The following is a 20,884-nucleotide window of genomic DNA, read 5'->3' on the forward strand; positions in this document are numbered from 1 at the left end:
AGGGTGCTGCCTCCTGCCCACTTCATCCTGCAGACTGGGCAGATCACGTACCACTCGTCGCCTGGTGCACTTTCATCCATGTACCCCTTCTGTCCTGTCCCAGGGCAGTCTTCGGTGATTTCTTCTTGACGCATTGCTTCCCCTCAGTGCCTGGTTGATCAGGCTGCGCCTTCGGCGGCGACAGCGGCAGAGCGGATGTCACGTTAGCGCAGCCCACTGACACGAGCAGAGCACCCGAAAACCGTTGGCAGCGATACTCCGACGTCCAGAGCGTGATGGTCTCCGCAGAGTCGTCAAAGATCGCCGTGCGTTGCTACGGTCACCCAGCTCGACAGCCGGGTACTTTGCAGGACTCCGGTTGGCGGGCGGACGGGTTGTGAGCTCGCCAGACGGCTTCCAGATCCAACGTGTCGCGCGCGGTGCGCATGCGGGTGAAGGCGTTGTCGGAAAAGCGCTTCAGGCGTTGGGAGCTGAAGACGAACTCGTGGCAGCACGCGGGATCAGCGTCGATGCCCAGGTGTCGCCGCAACGCGAGGCACTTCGGCTGGGTCAAGTCAAGGGCCTCGGCGAGCTCGGCCGCCGAGCGGTGGTACTTGGCCTGGAGATCCACCTCGCGGATCGCGGCCGCTGGCACAGATTCATCAGCTGCATAGCGCACAGGCGGAGCCGCCTGGTTCTTGACGAAGCGCACCTTGATCAGCAGCCCCTCACCGTCCGTAGCAGTGGCCAGCTCCTCCAAGCGAGGGAAGACTTCCGAGCGCGTCGATCCCCCGCGTATGCCGGCCTGAACGCGATCGACGTCCTTACTCGAGACGCGGGTCTCTGGCCCGGTGTGAGCCTCCATCGCCAGCAAGGTTCGAATCCTGGCTCGCGCCTCGTGCGTCGCGCGTCGGCCCGGCTTGAGCAGGGCTGCGATCTGTGTGTATTCCTCGTCCAGGAGGAGCGCAAGGTCACGGGGCGGGTCAACCGACACCGGCAGTACGCGGTCGGGCAGGTGGTCAGCGAGCGACTCCTTGAATACGCCCCTGAGCAGGTCGTCGAAGAGTGTCACGGCAGCTCGGGCATGCACGTACAGCAGCTGCTCGGAAACCTGGTTGAACCAGTGCTGCTCGTCATCACGCATGGCGTCGATGGCTCTGAGCGTTCCTGCGTCAGGCTCGCTGAGCTTGATGTCCGGGTGTTCGGCAGCCTTGCGTACGCAGGTCTCAAATCCGAGTGACCGGCCCAGGGCCGGGTCGAAGACGCTAATGCCCTTCTGGACGAGCGCGGCTTTCAGCAGCATCTCGAAGGAGTGCTGAAGGTGCAGAAGTACCTTCGTTTCTCGCCCTCGGTCGTGCGGCGAGTTGAACGCCTCGGCCGCCGCAACCATCGAAGAAACAGCCTTCTCCTTGAGGACACGAGCCTCTTGCCTCAGTCTCACTCGCAGCCCTCACGTTCCAGACGCACCAGACAATCGGTGTCCAGGGTAGAGGTTTCCTGTCATTACGGGCTGGTAGATGCTACGACGAGCACGGCCCCGCTCGGACGCCCCGTCTGCGCGCCCAACATGTTCAACGGGGCCCGCCGGACGTGCTCCGAGACTGGGCCCCGAGGGGCAGTTCCTGCGTTGCCCGTCGCTTGGGTCAGCGGCTGGCACGGATCATCACGGTGAGGACCGGTGAGGCCGGCGACGGCTGGCTTTGCCCGATGTCGTCGTACCCCCATGATCTATAGAGCGCGTGGACCTTTCCGTCACCGGCGGCCGAATTAACCATGAGCGTCACGTACGGCTCGTTGCGCGTGGCGAGGAGGGCGTCGTGGATGCGGCGGGCGGTGCCGGTCTTCCTCCAGGCCAGTCGGACGCCGATCTCCTTCAGGGCCACGGTCGGGCGCTCGGTGTACTTGTCCGCCGGCGTCGGGGTGGTGCGCTGCCAGTAGCGGTCGCCGTGCTCGATGGTGTTGCCGTAGGCGTAGCCGACTGGTTGTCCGTCCGCGTACGCGAGGACGGCTGTGAATCCCGGCTCGGTGCCGTGCCGGTCAAGGCGTTCGCCGAAGGCGGTGACCGCGTAGTTCGGCAAGTGGAGGAGCGGGGCGCGGACTTCGGCGTACACGTCGAGGAGGTCGCCGCGGGCTGTTTCGAGGGTGGTGAAGGTGCGCAGTTCGATGGCGGGCGCCGTGGTCATGCGGTCATCCTCCAGGTGGCGGTGTGCTCGGTCCAGGTCTGCACGGTGGAGGTGCCCGGCGCGGTGGCGCGCAGTGCGGCTCCGAACTCCTGCAGCATGCGCGTGACCCGGGCGTGCTGGGTGGCGGCTTCGGCGGGGACCTTCATCGCGGTGGCCGTGGCGGCATCGGGGGCGCCCTGCGCGAGCTGGGCGTGCGCGAGCCGGGTCGTGGTGATGGCCCGGGATCGGACCATGTGGGGCCGCAGGGCGGACAGGCAGCGGTGGGCGTGGTACTCGGCGGTCGAGTAGTTGCCGAGCGCCAGGTGCGCAGAGAGGGCCAGGGAGTCCAGTTCGGCTTGGTCGTAGAAGGCGAGCATCCACACCGGCCGGTAGTCGGCGGGGTCGGCGCGCAGCATGGCGTCCTGCGCCTGATCGAACGCCCGTCGGGTGCCGGTGCGGTCCTGAGCTGTGCCGTGGATGGCGCCCTGGCGGGCCAGGCCGAGGGAGGCGAACATGGGGTCTCGGCGAGTGAGGTGCAGGTTGCGGGCGACGTCGTTGGCGGCGGACGCGTCGGCGGGGCGACCCAGGTGCCGGTACATGGTGCCCGCGTGGCTCCAGATGCGGAACTTGATGGCCTGGTCGCCGGACATCTCGGCGAGGGCCTGGGCCTCGCGCATGTGAGCCTTGGCCACGTCGTAGCGCCGGCCATCGATGGCGGCCCACATCGCGGAGGAGCGGAAGGCGGCCGCTGAGGCATAGAGGTTGCTGCGTACGCGCTGGGTGGCACTGCCGGCGTTCTGGAGATTGAGCGCCTCGTCGGCGAGGGAGGCGGCCCGCTGCTCGATACCGAGTTGTCCGCCGTGGCGGTGGTCGCTGGCGATGATCTCGGCGAAGCGCTTGTTGAGGCGATTGACGTCGCTCATGCCGATGCGGCGCGGCGATGCGGTGCCGGGTGCGGCTGCTGCTGCGGCAGCCGCCGCGATGCTGCCGACGAGGGCACGGCGCTTCATATCGGGGTCCTCCTGCTGCGGTGGGGCCGGGGTGGACGAAGGCCGGCCCCGTGGCACGAACCCTAAAGCGACGGCGGGCAGGCCGCTGACATCCTCAAGTGCCTTACGGGAGGCCGACTTTGGCCACGTGACCCGGCCCGCTTTCCATGCTCGGACCGATGAGCCGTCGAGTCCTCCAGGGCGCCCGGTCAACCGCTCAATGGCCCTGTTCACGGCCTCGGCGAGGCTGTTGGAGCTGTAGCCGTGTTCGGTCATCCACGCCTCAAAAACGGTATTGCGGGTGGTGTCCATGCGGGCACGGTAGTCCGCGCGATCCCCACCTGCCAGGTAAAGCAGAGGTCAAAACGCCCTAGGTCGGTCCGTCGGCTGAACCTCTGAACGTCCTAACCAACCTGCCGGGCAAGGGAGTTGTCTGGGTACCGGTCGCCCCCTACGCCGCACCGTGCGGGCGGCTGTTGACGGCCCGGCCCGCCCTTGAGGTTCCCCCGCGGGGGTGGGCCGGGCGCCGAGACGACACGAAGGCTCCACCCCAATGACGAGTCTGAAAACGCCAGTTGAGGCCCTCTCTGTCGGCCACCCCACGTACACCCAGACCTTCCCGTGCGAGCCGACCACGGCCGAGATCGGCCGCGAACTCGTCCGAGACCTCCTCAGTGTGTGGCATCTCGACGGCCTCGCCGACCGTGCCGCGCTGATCGTCACGGAGCTGATTGCGAACGCCTCCAGGCACACTCCGTGTCCCGAGGTCCGCCTCACGGTTGGGCGGCCGGACGCGACACGACTGCGTATCGGGATCGTCGACCGGGAAGCATCGCGTCTGCCCATACTCAGCCAGGCGGCTGACGACGACGAGTCGGGCCGCGGACTGCTCCTCGTCGATGCTGTCGCCGACCGGTGGGGCTACGACCTGCACGGCTCGGGCAGACGCCCTTGGGGCAAAGAGGTCTGGGCGGAACTCCGCACCGAGGGCGGCAAGTGAGCATCCCGGCCACGGCACCCTCGCCCCTTCCGGATCTCGCCCGACTCCGACCCCGACAGCAGATGGCCATGGATTGCGCCCTCTGCGCCCGGCCGCTGGGAGCGAGCGGTCGACGGCTGGACGAGATACGCCACCGAGGCCTGCCGTTCCAGCTCTGGGCCTGCGCTCCCAACTGCCAGGCCACCAGATCGACTATCCCGACCAGCTGAGAAAGGGGATGTCCTCCCATGGAGCGGCCGTGGATCACCGGCGATTGCTGGCTCGGCTGCCGGCGTACCGGAGTCCTGGTGATCTGGCTCGGCCCGGTGCAGTGGGACGGGCAGCACGCCCCCTTCTACGCGTGCGAGCCGTGCCTCGATCGCCTCAAGTCCCAGGCGCTCGCCTACTTCATGGAGCGGCGACCGGCACCCGCTTGATCAGACTCACGGCACACGACTTCCCGGCGTGAGGCAGGCACCCCGCGGGGACTTCCTACGCGGAACACGCCCCCTCGCGCCGGGTGGCCAGGAGCCGTCCGGGGAGCAGCCGTCTGGCAACACTCCCGTGGCGGCGCCTGGTGGGCGCTCCGGCCCAGTAACACCACAACGATTACGAGGAGTTGAAGCATGACGCGCAGCACCGTAGTTTCCAGCCGCACCGAAGTACGCCCACAGATCCCCGGGGCGTCGGACGGCTTCGACCTGGACGTCTCCCTCGTCGAGATCGCCGACCCGGCCGGCCTGGTCAACCTGACCGACGACAACTGCGGGTCCACCTGCGGCGCCTGCACCACCAACGTCGCCTGACCCGGTCCCGAGATCACCCCGGTCTGGTGCCGCCGCGATTCCACGCGGCGGCACCAGCCACCCGGCCCCTCACGTACGGAGGTACTCGGTGGTTGCTCCGCCCGCAGCGTTCCGCACCGGTCCCACTGCTCTCGTCCGCGCCGTGGCATGGCCCTCGCTGCCGTTTCCTCCATGCCCTGACCTCGATGACCGCTCGCCCAGTGCTTCGTCTGCCCGTGTGGCGTGGCTACGCGCGGTTTGGGCGGACAAGGACATCGCCGAGGCACTCCAGCACTCCAGCCCGGTCCTGGCCGCACAGGTAGGGATCCTGTGCGCGGCCGAGCATCCCGCCTTCCGGGACGTGCAGCGCGCGGCGCTGTCCGTGGCCCGCTACCTGCTGCGGGCCCTGCACCGGGCTACGCCTTTCGGCCTGTTCGCCGGCGTGGCCACCGCGGAGTTCGGCCCGCAGGCGCGGGCCGACTGGGGCGAGGAGCACGTGGCCATCGGCCGCGCGGAGGCAGAGTGGCTGGCGGCCCTGGTCGCACAGTTGGAGTCATGCCCGGACCTCCTCGAACGGCTGCCCGTCGTTATCAACAACACCGTGACGTACCGGGGTGACCGGCTCATCGTGCCGTTCCAGCCCGATGTTCAGGACGACCGGACTCGCGCGGTCGAGGCGTCCTTGGCCCTGACCGGACCGGTGCGCGCGGTCCTTACCGCGAGCCGTGCGCCGATCCGGTTCGGCACCCTCGTGGACAAGCTCCAAGCGGAGTTCCCCGAGGCCGGTCCCGAGAAGGCGTGTCAACTGCTGGCGGAGCTGATCCGGCGGCGGGTACTGATCACGAGCCTGCACGCTCCGAGCACCGAGATCGACGCCCTCGGGTACCTGCTCGGCCAACTTGACGCGATCGACGCTGGAAGCCTCACTCCGGTCGCGGAGACCGTACGCGAACTCCACGCGGTCCGGGCGGGCCTGGAGGAGTGCGCCACGCGCGGCGGCCGGGACAGCGCCGCGGCGCGGATGCGAGACCTCGTCCCTGGCCTGCGTCGCCACCCCGTCGCGCTCGACCTCCGCCTGGACGCGCAGATCGTTCTGCCGGAGGCTGTCGCCCGAGAGATCGAGCGCGCCGCTCTCATCCTGACCCGCTTGAGCATCCGCCCGTACGGGACCGCCGCCTGGAACGAGTACCACCAGCGGTTCTACGAGCGGTACGGCATCGGCACGATGGTGCCGCTCGCGGAGACCGTGGCGGACAGCGGCACCGGCTATCCCGACGGCTACCCAGGCGCTCCGGCCGGCGCACGCAGGCCCCGCGTCTCCGCTCGGGATGACGCCCTCGTACGGCTGGCTCAGGCCGCCGCGCTCGACGGCCGTGACGAAGTGATCCTCACGGACGAACAGATTGAGGCCCTGGACGTGGGTCCCGACGAGCCGCGGCTGCCGCCGCACTTGGAGATCGTGGTGCGGGTGCACGCGGCCAGCCTGGAGGAGTTGCAGCGCGGGCGGTTCCGGCTGGAGGCCGTGAGCGTGTCCCGTGGTGTCGGCGTCTCCACGGGCCGATTCCTCAGCGTGCTGGCCCGCGCCGACCGGGAGACCCTGGTCACAGAGCTTGCCGACCTCCCGGCCGCAGACGGCAACACCATGCCCGTGCAGCTCTCTTTCCCGCCCCTGCTCTCCGAGAGCGCCCACGTCACCCGCTCCCCACAGGTTCTACCCACCGTGATCAGCCTTCAGGAGCACCGCGCCCCGCAGGACACCGTCCTCACCCCGGAGGACTTGGCTGTGGGGTGCGACGGCCGCCGCATGTACCTCGCCGTCCCCGAGCGAGGCCACCGCGTGGAGGCCGTCGGGATGCACGCGCTGAATCTGCGCACCCACACTCCGCCACTGGTGCGGTTCCTCACCGAACTGTCCCGCGCCCAGTGCGCGCAGGTCACCGTCTTCGACTGGGGCGTCGCAACGGCGATGCCGTTCCTTCCACGTCTGCGGTACGGCCGCATCGTGCTGGCCCCGGCACGCTGGCGGCTGGAAGAGTCCGAACTGCCCGGCCATGCCCGCCCTCGGGCCGAGTGGGACGCCGCGCTCAGCGACTGGCGTGCCCGGCGGAGGCTGCCGCGCCGCGTCTACCTCATGGAGGACGACCGGCGCCTCTTCCTCGACCTTGACGAGGCCGGCCACCGTGCGCTCCTGCGCAGACACCTCGACCGGACGCGCCTGGCCGTACTCGTCGAGGCCCCGGAACCGGAGGCTTACGGCTGGTGCGGCGGGCGAGCCCACGAGGTCGTGGTGCCACTCAAAGCAACCAGGCCGTCGGCATGGCCGCCACTGCCAGCTCCCAGCCGGGCCCGTGCCCTGTCTGCGGCCCAGATGCAGACGCCTGCCTCTTCGTCGGTTCTTCTGGCTGCCCTCTACGGTGACCCCCGCCGCCAAGACGTCTTGCTCTTCCGGCACCTGCCCGGCCTCCTCGAACAGCTCGGCAACCCGCCGTGGTGGTTCATCCGCTTCCGCGACCCGGACCAACACCTCCGCGTACGCATCGCCCTCCCCGACCCGGAAGCCTTCGCCGACACGGCCCGAACGGTGAGCGCCTGGGCCGACGAGCTGCGAAGCATCGGACTGATGGCCGACCTGCGCTATCCCACCTCCTACCGCGAGATGGGCCGCTGGGGCTCCGGCACCGCATGGGAGGCGGCCGAGGAGGTGTTCCGGGCGGACTCGCGCGCCGTCCTGGCCCAGCTCGCGCAGCCACAGCGCCCCGGACTGCGCACGCTGGTTGCGGCCCACACGGTCGCCATCGCCTCTGCGTTCCTCGGCAGCACCGCAGCCGGTATGCGGTGGCTGATCGACCACATTCCGCCGACAGCCCCCAAACCGGTTCCACGCCCGCAGTTCACCGAGGCCGTACGGCTCGCCGACCCGAGCGACGACTGGTCAGCCCTGCGTAGCGTCCCGGGCGGAGACGCCATCGTGTCCGGATGGGCCGACCGGGAAGCGGCACTCGCCGCGTACCGGCCGCACCTGCCCGGCCCGGACACCCAGGGCATCGCCGTCGACGACGTCCTGACCTCCCTGCTGCACGTTCACTTCGTGCGCCACGTCGCCGTGAACTTCCCGGAGGAAGAGGTGTGCCTCTACCTCGCGCGTGCCGCCGCCTTGGCCTGGACCGCCCGCACCAGGGGGAGGGCTTCGTGACCGCCTACCCCGCGCTCGGCCTGGTCGACGCCATCGCCGCTCAGCTCGCCGACCCCGACACCGTGCCCCTCGGCTCCAGGACTCTGTCCTCGGACCGGCAGCACCTCGCCTACGGCCCGCCCGGAATCGCGCTCCTGCACGTCGAGCTGGCCGCGAACGGCCTCGGCCCGTGGCACCGCGCCCACTACTGGCTCACCGCCGCCTCCCGGCAGCCGCTCACCAGCGGCTCGGACAGCCACCCGTTCTACGGAGTGCCCGCCTTCGCCCATGCCCTGAGCTGTGCCGCCGACCACCTTCCCGGCTCCTACCAGCGCGCCCTCGACGCGATGGACGGACAGGTCGCAGTCGACGTCGGACGCCGTCTCGACGCCGCGCACCGCCGCATCGACGCCGGACGCCTGCCGCAGCTCGCCGAGTTCGACGTCATCCGGGGCCTCACCGGATACGGCGCCTATCTACTGCGCCGAAACCCCGGCAGCTCCACGATGCGCGCCGTTCTCGACTACTGCGTGCGGCTCACCGAACCGATCACCCACCACGGCGAGACCCTGCCGGGCTGGTGGGCGGAGACCGGGCCCTCGGGCAGTCCGGACGACCGATTCCCTGGCGGGCACGCCAACACCGGTATGGCGCACGGCATCGGCGGCGTGCTCGCCCTCCTGGCCCTCGCCGCTCGGAACGGCTCCGTCATCGATGGCCACCATGCAGCATTGCGCACCATCCTCGCCTGGCTGGACCGTTGGAAGGAGAAGGCCGACGGCGGGCCGGTCTGGCCGTACTGGGTCACGCAGGGCGAGCTGCGCAGGGGGCGTCTCGTCCCCTCCGCGCCCCGGCGGCCCTCCTGGTGCTACGGCACCGCTGGCCTCGCCCGCGCCCAGCAACTTGCCGCGCTGGCCCTCGGCGATGCCAGCCGCCAGATCGACGCGGAGAACGCGCTCGTGGCCGCCCTCACCGACCTCGAGCAGCTGAAGGCCACGACGGACAACGGCCTCTGCCACGGGTTCGCCGGCCTCGCCCACACTGCCGCGCGTACGGCCGACGATGCCCACCCCTCGACCGCGGGAAGACTCCGCGCCGTGATCCCGGCCCTCCTGGCTGCGGTCACCCCTCCGGGCACCGACCCCGAACTCATGGCCACGGCGCTCATCCAGGACGAGAAAGGCGGACCCGGCCTACTCGACGGCGCCGCCGGCACAGCCCTGGCCCTCCTCGCGCCCAGCACCGCAGCACCACCCCAGTCCGCCTGGGACGCATGCCTCCTCATCTCTTGATCCACCGACCGAAGGACCTCTATGCCTCCCGACCGCTGGCAGCAGCACAACATCACCTTCTTCGACCGCGAGAGTGCCCGGCGCACCATCGCCGAACGCATCGGCCCCGCCCTGATCCAGGCCGAGGCCGACGGGCAGCTCACCAGCTGGTGGTTCATGAACAAGCAGCCCTGGCCGTTGCGTTACCTCGCCGGCAAGCCCTCACCAGCGATTGAGTCGCTCCTGAGCGATCTCATCGGCGACGGCGTGGCCGTGTCGTGTCTGCCCGGCATCTACGAGCCCGAGACCGATACGTTCGGCGGACCCGAGGCCATGGACGCAGCCCACGAACTGTTCCACAGCGACTCCCGCCACTTGCTCACCTACCAGACGAGCCCGATGCACTTGGGACGCCGGGAGACCGCCGTCCTGCTGGCGAGCGTCATGATGCGCGGTGCTGGACTCGACTGGTTCGAACAGGGTGACGTATGGGCGAAGGTCGCAGCTCTTCGACCGGCCACCGTTCCACAACCACCCGAACGAGCCGCCGAACTGACTCCGGCCATGCGGAAGCTCATGACCGCTGACGCCTACAGCGTCTGCCGCCTGGGCGGCCCACTCCACGCTCACCAGGAATGGGTGACCGCCTTCGAACAGGCCGGCGCCACGCTCGCCGAACTCGCAGGCCGCGGCGCCCTCACCCGTGGCCTGCGTGCCGTCATTGCCCACCACGTGATCTTCCACGCCAACCGCGCCGGTCTCCTCCGGGACGACCAGAGCGCCCTGTCCCACATCGCACGAGAGGTAGTCATGGGAACGAGTGACCACACCGAGTCGCCCACCGAGGCAACGGCCGACATCGATAGCGTCGGCGCGGTGAACACCGACACGATCACCACCCCCACGGCGGACGCCGAGCGCCTCCGCAACGCCCTTGTCGACCAGCTCCGTGCGGACGGACACGCCCGCACCACCGCCGTCGAGACCGCGTTGCGGACCGTGCCCCGCCACGTGTTCGTGCCCGAGACGTCCCTCGAAGACGCCTACGCCAACGCACCGGTGCACATCAAGTACGACACCGACGGCACGTCCATTTCCTGCGCCTCCCAACCGGGCGTTGTCGCCCTCATGCTGGACCAGCTCGACGCCCAGCCCGGCGAGCGCATCCTCGAACTCGGTGCCGGCACCGGCTACAACGCCGGACTGCTCGCCCACCTGGTCGGCGAGAACGGACACGTGACCACCCTCGACGTCGACGACGACCTCGTGGAGGGTGCCCGCACGCACTTCGCCGCCGCCGGGATCACCAACGTCGAGGCCGTGACCCGCGACGGGGCGCTCGGCTACGCCGAAGGAGCGCCGTACGACCGGATCATCGCCACCGTCGGCGCGCACGGCGTACCGCACGCCTGGCTGCAGCAGCTCGCACCCGGCGGCCGGCTCCTCGTCCCCCAGCGCCTCAAGGGCACCGTCTCCCGCTCCATCGCCTACGAGCAGCGTGATGGCCGGTGGGTGTCGCTCGGCAGCGAGATGAACACCTTCATGCCGCTTCGGCGGGGCATCGCTGACGACGACCGCCGAGTGATCCCGCTCAGCACGGACGGCGCCGTACGACTCCAGGCCCCCGCCGGGCTCAGCATCGACGCCGATGCCCTCGCAGGTGTACTTGACCAGCCGCGCACCGAGGAGTGGACCGGCATGACGGTCCGCGCCATGGAGTCGCCGGAGTGGATGGAACTGTTCGTGACCTGCTCCCTGCCCTCCGGTCTGATCCGGATGCTGTTCCCCCAGAGTGCCAAGGGCACTCTGCTCACCGAGGACCCGTACCCCTCGTCGACCGCGGTCGTCGACAAGGGTGCCGTCACCTACCTCGCCCGGCGCGTGAGCAAGGAGAAGACCCCCGAGGGCGGCAAGCTCTGGGAGTTCGGCGTCATCGGCCACGGCCCCGGCAGCGACGAGCTGGCCGCGAAGGTCGCCGACTCCATCCGCACCTGGGATCGCGACTACCGCGACCGCGAGGCCACGTTCAAAATCCAGCCTCTCGACGCCCCCGAGATCGAGCAGCGCCCCGGTCTCTTCGCCCTCGACACCCCGCTGAACCGCATCGTCGTCGACTGGCTATGACGCCCCACGTGTAGCGGACGGCGCCCGTCGGCACACGGCTGGCGGGCACCGTCGTTTCAGCAGTCCTCACTCTCGACCCCGGGGGATCCATGGACCCGCACGGCCCCATAGCCCAGCGCTTCCCGCTCGTCGCACGATTCCGCCCCGCCTGCCTGCCCCTGCCTGCACGCGTAAGGGCACTCGTCGATCTGGCCGACACTGCGGTGGAACAGACCGACCAGGGGCTCGCATCGGCCGTCTACAACCAGGCCGCGCTCATCGCCTCCGACCTCGACCTCCCCGACCTCGCCCGCGAGATGTGCCACCAGCACGCCGCCGCCTACCTCCACGCCTGCCCCCTCCCCGGCATGAGCGCGATCCGAGGACTGGAACCGGTCGTCAACCTGGCCCGCCTCCAGATCCGCGCCGGCCGCGCAGATGAGGGGCGTCAGCGACTGCTCGACCTGTACAAGGCCGTTGAGGCCGGAACAACCGTCCGGTTCGAGGGCATCAACGTACCTGCGGACCTGACTGCGACCGGGGAAGACCGCCAGGAGGTTCGCGCATGGCTGTGGCGTGTCCTCCTCGCAGACGGCACGCGCACCCTCACCACCGAGGAGCGATGGGCCGAGGCGCTGACGCACATCGAAGCCCACCATGGCATCGGAAAGCGGATGCTCGACGGTCGGCAGGTCGCCGTGCTCGCCGCCCTCGCTGCGGGTGACACCGCGTGGGCAGCTGACCTCCTTGCCGACACGATGCCCGGCGATCCGTGGGAGCAAGCCGTCACGGCATGCCTGACCGTTCTAAGCCGCCGCGACGCCGGGCAGCCGATCGACGGCCACCTGGCGGACCTGGTGACGGCCTACCTCGGACGGAAGACCGAACCCGGGATGACCGTCTTCGACACCCGGCTCGGACTAACGGTCCTCGACGCGATCGGCTCCGCCGAGGCGCTCGCCGCGCACCGCATCGTCGAGGACCTCCACCGCAGGACGACGGACGCCGAAGACGGCTACGCGGCCCGCGAGAACTTGGCTCATCCTCTGTTCACCGAGATCGCCACGGACCGGCAAGTGCAGGACTGTCGCGCGCTGGTACGCGCCTGCGCCCTCGGCGCCGGGATCCTCCCGGACGAGCTGCGAGGAGAACTGACGGCGGCTCTGCGCGCCAGCGATAGCGTGATCCGGGAAAGCCTCGCATGTTCCTCCAATCCCGGAGGAACGCAACCCCTGCGGTTCTGACCGTGTTTATCGGCGCTGTCGGTGCTGCTGTTTGGCAGGCGATGGAGGCACCGAGGGGAGCCGACCGTTTCCGGTCTGCTGAGTGGGGATCGAGCCTGCCATGGTCGACTGCAGGCGGGCAGCTTCGGCTCGGCGGTTGGGTGCTGCGTCTCGGCCGGTGTGCTGGATGCGGGTGATGAGCACGCGGGCGGGTTGGCGGGCGGTGGTCAGCTCGCGCTGGGCAGCGGCATCCTTGAGGAGCTGGTGGGGTTGGTGGCCGCGGGCTTCGGCGTCGGCGAGGACGGTGGCGAGCGCGGGCCAGGCCGGGTCGGCGAGGATGCGCTCGGCATGCTCGGGGACGGCTGCCCGTACGTCGCTGGCCAGAACGCGGCGGGCTTGATCCCTGGGTGGCCGGGCTGTGAGTTCGGCGAGCGTCGGGGCGAGGGCGCGGTCGGCGGCTGTCTGGAGGTGGTGGACGGCCTGGCGGGCGGCGTCGGCCTGGTGGGCGTGGTTCTTCGCTTCGTGCCAGCGCCCGGCGACGATGGTGGCCCAGACGAGGGCTGCGATCAGGGCGGCCAAGGCGCTGCCGCCGGGGCCGGTGGCGGTGTGGACGATGTCGCGTGCCGCGCTGCGCAGGGCGTGGGCGGCACGGTCTTCCGCCCGAATTTGGGACCGCTGGGCGCGTGCGAACGCCTTTGAGGCGGCCTGGAGTTCGGCGTGCAGATGGGCGGGTGCCTTCTGGGCGGTGGCTTCAAGGAGTTCACCGAGGGCGGTGATGTGGGCTTGGGCGTGTGTGTCGTCGGTGAGGTCGGTGAGGTCGGTGTGGAGGGCGTCGAGGGCGTCGGTGGCTTGGTGCCAGGGGGTGCTGGGGTGGTTGCGGCGGGCGGTGGGGTGTTCTTCGGGCCGGCTGGATTCGAGGCGGGCGGTGATTTTGGGCAGGGAGAGGTCGGGGGAGATCTTGCTTCCCGGGTGGTAGATCTGCTCGCCGGCCTCGTTGACGTCGCCGGGTCGACCAGCGGCGTAGCCGAGGAGGTCGCCTGACGGGCCGCGCCGGGCCTGGACCTCGACGCCGCTGGCTTCGAGGTAGGCGATGAATTCCTCGGCGCCTGTCACGTGGGGGATGGAGGCGCGGATGCGGTCCTGGAGCCACTCGGGGCTGGTCTGCTCCCAGCCGAGGCGTTCGGCCTTGTGCATCTCGGCCTGGGTGGGGCGGCGGGCGCCGGTGCGGTCCCCCTTCTTCAGGCGGCGCAGCCCGTAGTCCTTCTCGATCTCGCGGCATGCGTCGCCGACGCGGAGGCCGCTGTCGTGGAGCCCCGGGCGGCGTCCGTCTTCGCGGACGGTGGTGGCGAGGATGTGGATGTGGTCGTCTGCGTGGCGTACGGCGATCCAGCGGCAGGCCAGGTCGTCACCGGCCGGGGCGATGCCGGCGGCCTGGACGATGCGCTGGGCGATCTCGCTCCACTCGGCGTCGGAGAGGTAGCGGTCTTCGGGGGCGGCGCGGACCGGGCAGTGCCAGACATGGTCGGTGACCTCCTTGCCGAACTCGCTGTTGCGCAGCCGCACGGGCTCGTCGAGGTGGCGGGCGAGTTCGGTCAGGGTGGCGTTCTCGTGGCGGCCGGGGTCGGGCATGCCGAGCATGGCGAAGCCGGCCACGATGTGCGGGTCGAAGTGCTCGTCGTGGGTTCCGCGGCCGTAGAGGTAGGCGAGCAGGCCACGGGTGTTGGTCCCGGCGGGCTTGATGGCGGCGATCACGCTGGTCAGACCTCCTCCGGGTCGGCGGGCTGGCGGAGGGCTTCGGCGATCAGCTCCAGCAGGTGGTGGAGTTCGGTAAGGCGTTGACGTATGTCGGGTGGGGTGTGGTCGCTGTTGAGGGCGCGGGCGATCTGGTTGACGTTGACGCCGATCCGGTTGAGCTGGCGCAGGACCTGAGCGCGGAAGGTGTGGGTGCGGCGGCGGTCCTCGGACAGGGGCAGGTTGGCGGTGAACCGTCCGGTGATGAAGGCGAGGACGATGTCGGCGGCAAAGCCGGAGTCGCCTTTGTAGCCGTGCTCGGCAGCGGCCTGCTGGAGACGGGCTCGCTGGTCGCCGGTGAAGCGCAGCGGGCCGACACGGTCGTTGCGTTTGGTGCCGGTGAAGCGGCGGATCGTGGGCTGCACGCTCTGCACGGCAGGCTCGTCGGTGGCGATGGCTGTGGTGTTTGCGGGGAGGAGGACGGCTCGCTGGACGGAGTGAAGCGTGTCCGAGTCGGAGCCGCCCTCGGCTCCGACCCCCTGGTCCGGCGCCCCCTGGCGCTGGGCTGTCTCCGCCACCCTCGGGGCGGAGACCCCTGAAGCCCGGCCTTGAGTCGGACTCGGGGTACTACTGGCTCCGCCAGGGGCAGCCCGTCCGAACGCGCGGCGCAAACGCCCCATCAGCGTAGGGGATTTCGTCAGCGGCAGCGGCTCGTCGGGAGTGTGGTCGGGGCGGTGCGGGTTGTGCGTCACGGGGGGCTCTCCGGAAGGGGCGGGGGCAGGCGGGTCGGCGGGGAAGGGCTGGTGGAGTGCTGGTGGTCGGCGCGGCATGCACAGGTGTGGATAAGCGGGCGGTGAGCGGTGCGGTGGTCGGCTGGCCGGGGTGACCGGAAGGGGTTCCGGTCACCTGGCTGGGTTTCCGGTCAGTCGCTGTCCGGAGCGGTCTTGGCGGCGGCTTCGATTTCGGGCCGGAGGATCTCCATCACCTCGGTCTGCCGCTGACTGCCGATCGTCAGATCCCTGTCCTTGACGGCCTTCCGGAGAAGGGAGCGGCTGAGTGTGCCGTGCTCAGCGAGGGCGATCCGGCCGATCGCCACGAGCTCCGCGAGCGTGGCCTTGGGCGGACGACCACCGCGCGGCTTGCTCTCCGAAACCTCGGGCGGTGGTTCCGTCGGCTGGACGGAACCAGCGGCCGGAGGCTCAGTGGGCCGTACGGGCTCCGTCGATGGCTCAGCGGTCCCGGTGACCGGTGGTTTCGGCGACTGGAAGGGCGCGGCGTCCAAGTGGTCGGCAGGTTGGTCGACCAATTGGTGGATCTGCCGCATCAGGACGCCGAAGGCCAGCAGCGCGGCGGTCGGGGGAACCGCGGCGACCACATAGTCGAGCAGGGGCACGATGCCGGCGTTGCCCGTGCCGCTGACCCCGGCCACGTTGAGTGCGATGGAGCCGACCGATCCGGTGGCGGTGAGGGCGATCGCCCAGCCGTCGGTGACGCGGCGCAGACCCGCGCGGAGCATGAGGAGTTCGCCCGCGACGATGAAGGCGTCCAGGGTCGCAGGCCAGGCCCACTGGCGGACTGGGGAGCTCTTGAGGCCGTGCTGTCCGGCGACCTCTGCGAGATGCGCGTACGAGAGCCAGAACCCGCCGGCGGTGAGCGCCACGATGACAACTCCCGCCGCGATGAGCGCGTACCGCTCGGCAGCCTGCTTGCTCGTTATCGGCCTTCCTTCGCCAGGGCGAGGGTCCTGGCGGGTGGGTGCGGAGTGGGTGGTCAAGCGGGGTTCTCCTGGGGTGGTGGCGTGGTCCGTCTTTGCCGTCTTGGCCGTTGCAAGCGCAGGTCAGGGCCGGTACGGCAGAGGGGTCGGTGTTCCGTCTTGGCGGCGCCGGCGCGTCCTGGGGCACGCACGGGCGGCGGGTGCTGCGGCCAGGTGGCCGTGGACGGATCGGATCCGTCTTGCCGTCCCGGCCGCATGTGCTGTGACCTGCGGTGATACGGCGGGGACGCCCGGGACGGCACAAGACGGATGCGGGCAACGTCCCTTTGGGTAGCACGGCGGTCATGCTCGTGTTGCCGTCTTGGCCCCGGCTGCCGTCCTGCCCGTATGCCGTTTGACCTGCGGGGTTACGGCAGGGACGGCAAGGACGGCAACCGGGGGCGGGGCGGGGTCTCAGCCCTCGCTGCGGGCAGGCTCGGCGTCGACCGGGTGGACGGTCGGGCAGTAGCGGCGCCACGCATCGAGGAACTTGTTGCGCGTGTAGCCCTTGCGCTGGGTTCCGTCGGCGAGGCGGACGTTGCCGGACTTGATGCCGAAGCCGCCCAGCATCCCGGCCAGATCACGCGGGCTCAGCCCGCTGCGCCCCCACTCCGCCCAGGGACTTTCCGGGTCCTGGCGCAGGTGGTGGAGGAGCTCGTCCGTGCAGAGGCTGTCGACCTCGCGCTGGGCGACGAAGACTCGGCGGATGTCGGCCAGGATCCGCGCTGAGCTGGGATGGTCCTCCTCGGCCTGCGCCTCGTCGGTGACCATCTGCGCGCACGCCGCGCGGGCGAGGCGGGGCCAGGCTCCGGCGGCGAGGTCGGCGACGAGCACCAAGGGCTCCCAGGTGTCGGCGGCCCGGTCCTCCACCGGCATCTCTGGCTCCAGGTCGGCTGCCTCATCGAGCAGCGGGCGGGCCCATGCGGCGATGCGGTCGCGCAGGTCGTGAAGGGCTGGGGTGTCGCGGCGGGAGCGGAAGGGCTTGACGCTCTCGCCCTCGGCCCGGCGACGCATCCGGATCACCACCGACCGGTCCATGATCGTATCGGGCAGGTCGCCGATCCCCGCGAGCGCGGCCATGGCGAAGGTGGCGAACCGGTGGGGCGTGTGGTCGTTGCCGACGACGCGGGTGACGTACCGGTTGCGCTGGTGGCCGGCGTTGAGCAGGCCGCGCATCTCCTCGTTCTTCTCCGCCTGCTTCGGCGTGCCGAAGATGGTGTCCGCCTCGTCCACCAGGAGCGTGGGCGGCTCGTCGGTGATGGAGCGGAAGACCGCCGCCGGTGTGGTGTTGATGGTGAGCATCGGCTCGTGGACCGTCTCGGTCAGCACGTCCAGCAGCCGTGACTTGCCGCACCGCTTCGCCGGCCCGACCACCGCCAGGCGCGGGGCGTGCTGCCACGCGGGCTGCAGGTGCGTCGCCGTCACCCACAGCGTGACCGCGTCCAGCGCCTGCTGGGAAGGCAGGATCACGAACTGGGCTACCTGGGCACGCAGTTCGTTCAGCAGCTCCGAGCCGTACGTCGGCTCTGGGTCCGGCACCGCCTCCCCGGCGGGCTGATCCAGCGGAACCGTATCCGGCGCCCGCTCACCGGCCGCCGGGGCGGCTTCGGGCGCGTGGCCGGGCCGGCCGGGCACCGCGACCGTCGGCCATGCCGCATTGCCGGGTGCGGATTTGCCGGGTGCGGAATAGGGCTCGGGTGTCGTAGGTTGCACAGGGCAGCTCCTTATCCGGTGACGTCGGGCATGCAGGCCCGACTCACGCAGGTCGTTCGTTGGAATGCGGGCATTGGAGTGTGCGGAGCCTCCGGCGTTGGCGCGCCGGGGGCTTTCTCGCTTCGTTGGCCGGGGCGAGGGAACACGGACAGTACGTCCACGCCCCGACACAGTCCAGCGTTTCTGTGTCAGCTCAGCGCAGAAGCGTCTGCTATGGGCTCGGGCGGTCATGCGGCCAGGCGGAGCAGGTTCAACAGGTCGGCGGTCACGACGCGGTACGCCTTGCCCAGCCGCAGGACCTTGCACGGATACTGGCCGCGCTTGGCCAGCTCGTAGCCCTTGCTCCGGCCCAGCCCCAGCGCCCGGTTGCCGGTGTCCAGGTCAACGGCGGCGGGCAGGGCCAGCAGCTCTTCTCGCGTCATGCCCTTGGGGTGCTCGGCGGTGTCGTTGTTGCGCATGCAGTACTCCGTCCATGAGTGAGCCCTCGGCGAACGCGGCATCACGTCCGACTCCAGGCGACCACTAACCATCATCGGGAAGCTAATGTGTCTTCATGACACAACGCGGGTTCGATCCTAGAGATGACGAGGACGACGTCCCGGAGTGGGTGGATCAGGTGATGGCCACGGTGGCCGCCGAGGTCCGCAGACGAAGGAAGGAGCTGCGCATGAGCGCCCAGGACCTGGCCGACCGCTGCGAGGAAATCGGCTATCCAATCCCGCGCAACGTGATCGCCAACATGGAGTCCGGCCGCCGCGCCAGCCTGCCCCTGGTCGAGGTCCTCGTCCTCGCCGAAGCCCTGCGGACCTACCCGATCTGCCTGCTCTACCCCGTCGGCTACGTCGACAGAGTCCAGCGCCTTCCCCTTCAGCACTCCGAACCGGCCTGGGATGCCATGCGCTGGTTCACCGGCGACAGCGAGGACTTCGGCATGGAAGACGACATGCTCCGCAACTTCCGCGCCCACATCCGCCACCAGCGCGCCGCCCTGGCCGCTCTGAAGGGCGAGAAACACGAGCGCTGGAAAGCCGAGACAGCACCCAACCAGGCCGAACGCGAGGAAGCCGTACTCGCCCAAGCCAACTACGCCGAAAGGGCGTTGGAAGCCAAATACCGGCTCCGCAGCGCCCGCGCCTTCATCCGCGAAGACGGCGGCACACCACCTCACCTGCCACCAGAACTCGCCGACGTCGACCCGCACGTCGACAACACCGATGAGGAGAACGATCTTTGAAGGGTTCCACCCACCGCCGCTGCTACTGCCGCGACCCACACACCGGTAAACCGCTCGGCAAGAAATGCCCCAAGCTCACCAGCCGCAAGCACGGCTCGTACTCCATACGCCAGGAACTCCCGCCCCGCGAAGACGGCACCCGCCGCTCCTTCAGCCGCGCCGGCTACGACTCCCTCAAGGCCGCCCAGGCCGACCTCGACCACATACGCGCGCTCGTCGGCCTCGCCGACACCGATGACGCCGAGGGCATGGCCCAGATAGCCGAGTTGCTGGAGAAGGTGGCAGACGAGAAGGCCCCTCTGCCGAACATCGAGGCGACCCGCAGGCGCCTCAGCCACGGCCTGGACCTGACGAGCCGACTCACGGTCGGCGAGTGGCTGGAGATGTGGCTGGCGGGCAAGAAGGGGCGGCAGAGCGCCATCAGCCGCGACGAGAGCAACATCCGGGTGCACCTGAAACCGCGGATCGGGCACCTGCGGCTCGACCGCCTACGGGTCACCCACCTTTCGGAGATGTTCGAGGCCATCGCCGAGGCCAACGTCGAGATCGCGGAGGGCAACGCAGCCCGCCGTAAGGCGTTCGAAGACCTCGCCCAGATTCCCTGGAAGGGGCGCGAGCACCGTGCCCGCCGCAAGGCGATGAAGGCAGCCATCGCCGAGATGGAGCCCTACCGCCGCATCGTGGGCCCGGCCACGCGGCAGCGTGTCCGCTCCACCCTGCGGGCCGCGCTGAACGCTGCGATCGCCCAGCAGCTCATCACCTTCAACCCGGCGGCCCACGTTGAGTTGGAGGCGGGCAAGCGGCCCAAGGCCCTCGTGTGGACCGAGGAACGCATCCTGCACTGGAAGCGCACCGGCGAGAAGCCGTCGTCAGTGATGGTCTGGACGCCGGAGCACACCGGCCTCTTCCTCGACCACGTCGCGCAGGACCGCCTGTACGCCCTGTTCCACCTGATCGCGTTCCGCGGGCTGCGGCGGGGCGAGGCGTGCGGGCAGAAGTGGACCGACACCAACCTGGACGCCGGGCTCATCACCGTCGCCAAGCAACTCGTCGTGGACGGCTGGGAGGTGTACGAGGACGACCCCAAGACCGACGCCGGCGCGCGCACCATCGCGCTCGACTCCGACACGGTCCAGGCCCTCAAGCGGCATCGCGTCCAGCAGGACAAGGACCGTAAGGAGTGGGAGAACGCCTGGGTGGAGACCGGCCGCTTGTTCACCAAGGAGAACGGCGAGCTGCTCCACCCCGCCAACGTGACACGGCGGTTCATCGAGCTGTACGAGGAGATCGGTCTCCCGCCGGTCCGGCTTCACGACCTCCGCCACGGTGCCGCGACCCTCGCCCACGCGGCCGGGGCCGACCTGAAGGACATCCAGGAGATGCTCGGCCACTCCTCGATCACCATCACGGCCGACACGTACACGAGCCTGCTCCCCGAAGCGGACCTGGCGATCGCCGAAGCCGCAGCCCGACTCGTCCCGCGCGCCCGCGCCACCTCCGAGAACACCGCCCCCGAAGCGGAGCCCGAGCCCGACGACGCGGAGCATCCCGGCCCGGAGTCCGTGCCGGATGATGCTGATCCGTCGGGAGAAATTCCGGAGATCAACTCTCCGTCCGCTCACGCACCGCTCACGCAAACGGCCCCGGACGAGGAGTCCGAGGCCGAGTAGAACCCCTCCCTGGGGGAGAAACCCCAGGTCAGAGCGATAACGCGTTGTGCCCCCGGCAGGATTCGAACCTGCGACACCCGCTTTAGGAGAGCGGTGCTCTATCCCCTGAGCTACGGAGGC

At 69.9% G+C, this 20,884-nt stretch carries 17 protein-coding genes and 1 tRNA gene; 9 read left to right on the plus strand and 9 right to left on the minus strand.

Annotated features, from left to right (window positions below; all coding sequences use genetic code 11):
- Positions 1-319: 319 nt before the first annotated feature.
- From IF83_RS0120790 to IF83_RS0120800, 3 genes are all read right to left on the minus strand, one after another.
- Positions 320-1,420, minus strand: a complete 1,101-nt coding sequence (locus IF83_RS0120790) for a DUF3644 domain-containing protein (RefSeq protein ID WP_347877112.1) — start codon at positions 1,418-1,420, stop codon at positions 320-322.
- 202 nt (positions 1,421-1,622) lie between these two features.
- Positions 1,623-2,162 (minus strand): GNAT family N-acetyltransferase, encoded by a 540-nt coding sequence (locus IF83_RS0120795; protein ID WP_030546341.1) that lies wholly within the window; start codon positions 2,160-2,162, stop codon positions 1,623-1,625.
- Positions 2,159-3,442: a Tat pathway signal sequence domain protein gene (locus IF83_RS0120800; RefSeq protein ID WP_078843684.1), complete on the minus strand. Its 1,284-nt coding sequence runs from the start codon at positions 3,440-3,442 to the stop codon at positions 2,159-2,161. The genes IF83_RS0120795 and IF83_RS0120800 overlap by 4 nt, the downstream gene beginning before the upstream one ends.
- A gap of 241 nt (positions 3,443-3,683) precedes the next feature.
- Here IF83_RS0120800 and IF83_RS0120805 point away from each other — a divergent pair, with 241 nt between their 5' ends.
- The 7 genes from IF83_RS0120805 to IF83_RS0120835 all read left to right on the plus strand — a co-directional run bounded on the left by IF83_RS0120805 (position 3,684) and on the right by IF83_RS0120835 (position 12,684).
- Complete coding sequence (locus tag IF83_RS0120805; RefSeq protein ID WP_030546345.1) at positions 3,684-4,130, plus strand: ATP-binding protein; 447 nt, start codon at positions 3,684-3,686, stop codon at positions 4,128-4,130.
- A 227-nt stretch (positions 4,131-4,357) separates the two neighbouring features.
- Positions 4,358-4,546, plus strand: coding sequence for a hypothetical protein (locus tag IF83_RS0120810; RefSeq protein ID WP_030546347.1), 189 nt, complete (start codon positions 4,358-4,360; stop codon positions 4,544-4,546).
- A gap of 189 nt (positions 4,547-4,735) precedes the next feature.
- A complete protein-coding gene (locus IF83_RS0120815) occupies positions 4,736-4,915 on the plus strand; it encodes an FxLD family lanthipeptide (protein ID WP_030546349.1) in 180 nt (59 codons plus the stop codon).
- Between the two features lie 217 nt (positions 4,916-5,132).
- A complete protein-coding gene (locus IF83_RS0120820; protein WP_030546351.1) occupies positions 5,133-8,087 on the plus strand; it encodes a lantibiotic dehydratase in 2,955 nt (984 codons plus the stop codon).
- Entirely contained in the window at positions 8,084-9,358 is a 1,275-nt protein-coding gene (locus tag IF83_RS0120825; protein WP_030546353.1) for a lanthionine synthetase C family protein, read from the plus strand. Before IF83_RS0120820 ends, IF83_RS0120825 begins: the two co-directional genes overlap by 4 nt.
- A 21-nt stretch (positions 9,359-9,379) precedes the next feature.
- Entirely contained in the window at positions 9,380-11,461 is a 2,082-nt protein-coding gene (gene fxlM, locus IF83_RS0120830; RefSeq protein ID WP_030546355.1) for a methyltransferase, FxLD system, read from the plus strand.
- 89 nt (positions 11,462-11,550) lie between these two features.
- Complete coding sequence (locus IF83_RS0120835; protein ID WP_030546357.1) at positions 11,551-12,684, plus strand: hypothetical protein; 1,134 nt, start codon at positions 11,551-11,553, stop codon at positions 12,682-12,684.
- 6 nt (positions 12,685-12,690) lie between these two features.
- On the opposite strand, the gene IF83_RS0120840 is transcribed toward IF83_RS0120835, so the two are convergent.
- The 5 genes from IF83_RS0120840 to IF83_RS0120860 all read right to left on the minus strand — a co-directional run bounded on the left by IF83_RS0120840 (position 12,691) and on the right by IF83_RS0120860 (position 18,318).
- Positions 12,691-14,415, minus strand: coding sequence for a relaxase/mobilization nuclease domain-containing protein (locus tag IF83_RS0120840; RefSeq protein WP_030546359.1), 1,725 nt, complete (start codon positions 14,413-14,415; stop codon positions 12,691-12,693).
- Between the two features lie 5 nt (positions 14,416-14,420).
- Positions 14,421-14,972, minus strand: a complete 552-nt coding sequence (locus IF83_RS0120845; protein WP_030546361.1) for a MobC family plasmid mobilization relaxosome protein — start codon at positions 14,970-14,972, stop codon at positions 14,421-14,423.
- A gap of 344 nt (positions 14,973-15,316) precedes the next feature.
- Positions 15,317-16,168, minus strand: a complete 852-nt coding sequence (locus IF83_RS0120850; protein ID WP_030546363.1) for a DUF2637 domain-containing protein — start codon at positions 16,166-16,168, stop codon at positions 15,317-15,319.
- 393 nt (positions 16,169-16,561) lie between these two features.
- The gene (locus IF83_RS0120855; protein ID WP_030546365.1) at positions 16,562-17,860 is read right to left on the minus strand and encodes a DUF3631 domain-containing protein; all 1,299 of its coding nucleotides are present in this window, start codon (positions 17,858-17,860) and stop codon (positions 16,562-16,564) included.
- Positions 17,861-18,087: 227 nt separating this feature from the next.
- Complete coding sequence (locus IF83_RS0120860) at positions 18,088-18,318, minus strand: hypothetical protein (protein WP_030546367.1); 231 nt, start codon at positions 18,316-18,318, stop codon at positions 18,088-18,090.
- Between the two features lie 95 nt (positions 18,319-18,413).
- Between IF83_RS0120860 and IF83_RS0120865 the strand changes: the two genes are divergently transcribed.
- Positions 18,414-19,094: a helix-turn-helix domain-containing protein gene (locus IF83_RS0120865; RefSeq protein ID WP_030546370.1), complete on the plus strand. Its 681-nt coding sequence runs from the start codon at positions 18,414-18,416 to the stop codon at positions 19,092-19,094.
- The gene (locus IF83_RS0120870) at positions 19,091-20,764 is read left to right on the plus strand and encodes a site-specific integrase (protein WP_030546371.1); all 1,674 of its coding nucleotides are present in this window, start codon (positions 19,091-19,093) and stop codon (positions 20,762-20,764) included. Before IF83_RS0120865 ends, IF83_RS0120870 begins: the two co-directional genes overlap by 4 nt.
- Before the next feature lie 47 nt (positions 20,765-20,811).
- Here IF83_RS0120870 and IF83_RS0120875 read toward each other — a convergent pair.
- Positions 20,812-20,884, minus strand: a tRNA-Arg gene (locus IF83_RS0120875).

The organism is Streptomyces albus subsp. albus (assembly GCF_000719865.1).
GTDB lineage: Bacteria > Actinomycetota > Actinomycetes > Streptomycetales > Streptomycetaceae > Streptomyces > Streptomyces albus_E.

What these genes read in the sequence shown, in the direction of transcription:
- IF83_RS0120795 (WP_030546341.1), bottom strand. Translation starts at nt 2,162, where the DNA reads ATGACCACGGCGCCCGCCATCGAACTGCGCACCTTCACCACCCTCGAA.
- IF83_RS0120800 (WP_078843684.1), bottom strand. Translation starts at nt 3,442, where the DNA reads ATGGACACCACCCGCAATACCGTTTTTGAGGCGTGGATGACCGAACAC.
- IF83_RS0120815 (WP_030546349.1), top strand. Translation starts at nt 4,736, where the DNA reads ATGACGCGCAGCACCGTAGTTTCCAGCCGCACCGAAGTACGCCCACAG.
- IF83_RS0120810 (WP_030546347.1), top strand. Translation starts at nt 4,358, where the DNA reads ATGGAGCGGCCGTGGATCACCGGCGATTGCTGGCTCGGCTGCCGGCGT.
- IF83_RS0120835 (WP_030546357.1), top strand. Translation starts at nt 11,551, where the DNA reads ATGGACCCGCACGGCCCCATAGCCCAGCGCTTCCCGCTCGTCGCACGA.
- IF83_RS0120865 (WP_030546370.1), top strand. Translation starts at nt 18,414, where the DNA reads ATGACACAACGCGGGTTCGATCCTAGAGATGACGAGGACGACGTCCCG.
- IF83_RS0120860 (WP_030546367.1), bottom strand. Translation starts at nt 18,318, where the DNA reads ATGCGCAACAACGACACCGCCGAGCACCCCAAGGGCATGACGCGAGAA.
- fxlM (WP_030546355.1), top strand. Translation starts at nt 9,380, where the DNA reads ATGCCTCCCGACCGCTGGCAGCAGCACAACATCACCTTCTTCGACCGC.
- IF83_RS0120805 (WP_030546345.1), top strand. Translation starts at nt 3,684, where the DNA reads ATGACGAGTCTGAAAACGCCAGTTGAGGCCCTCTCTGTCGGCCACCCC.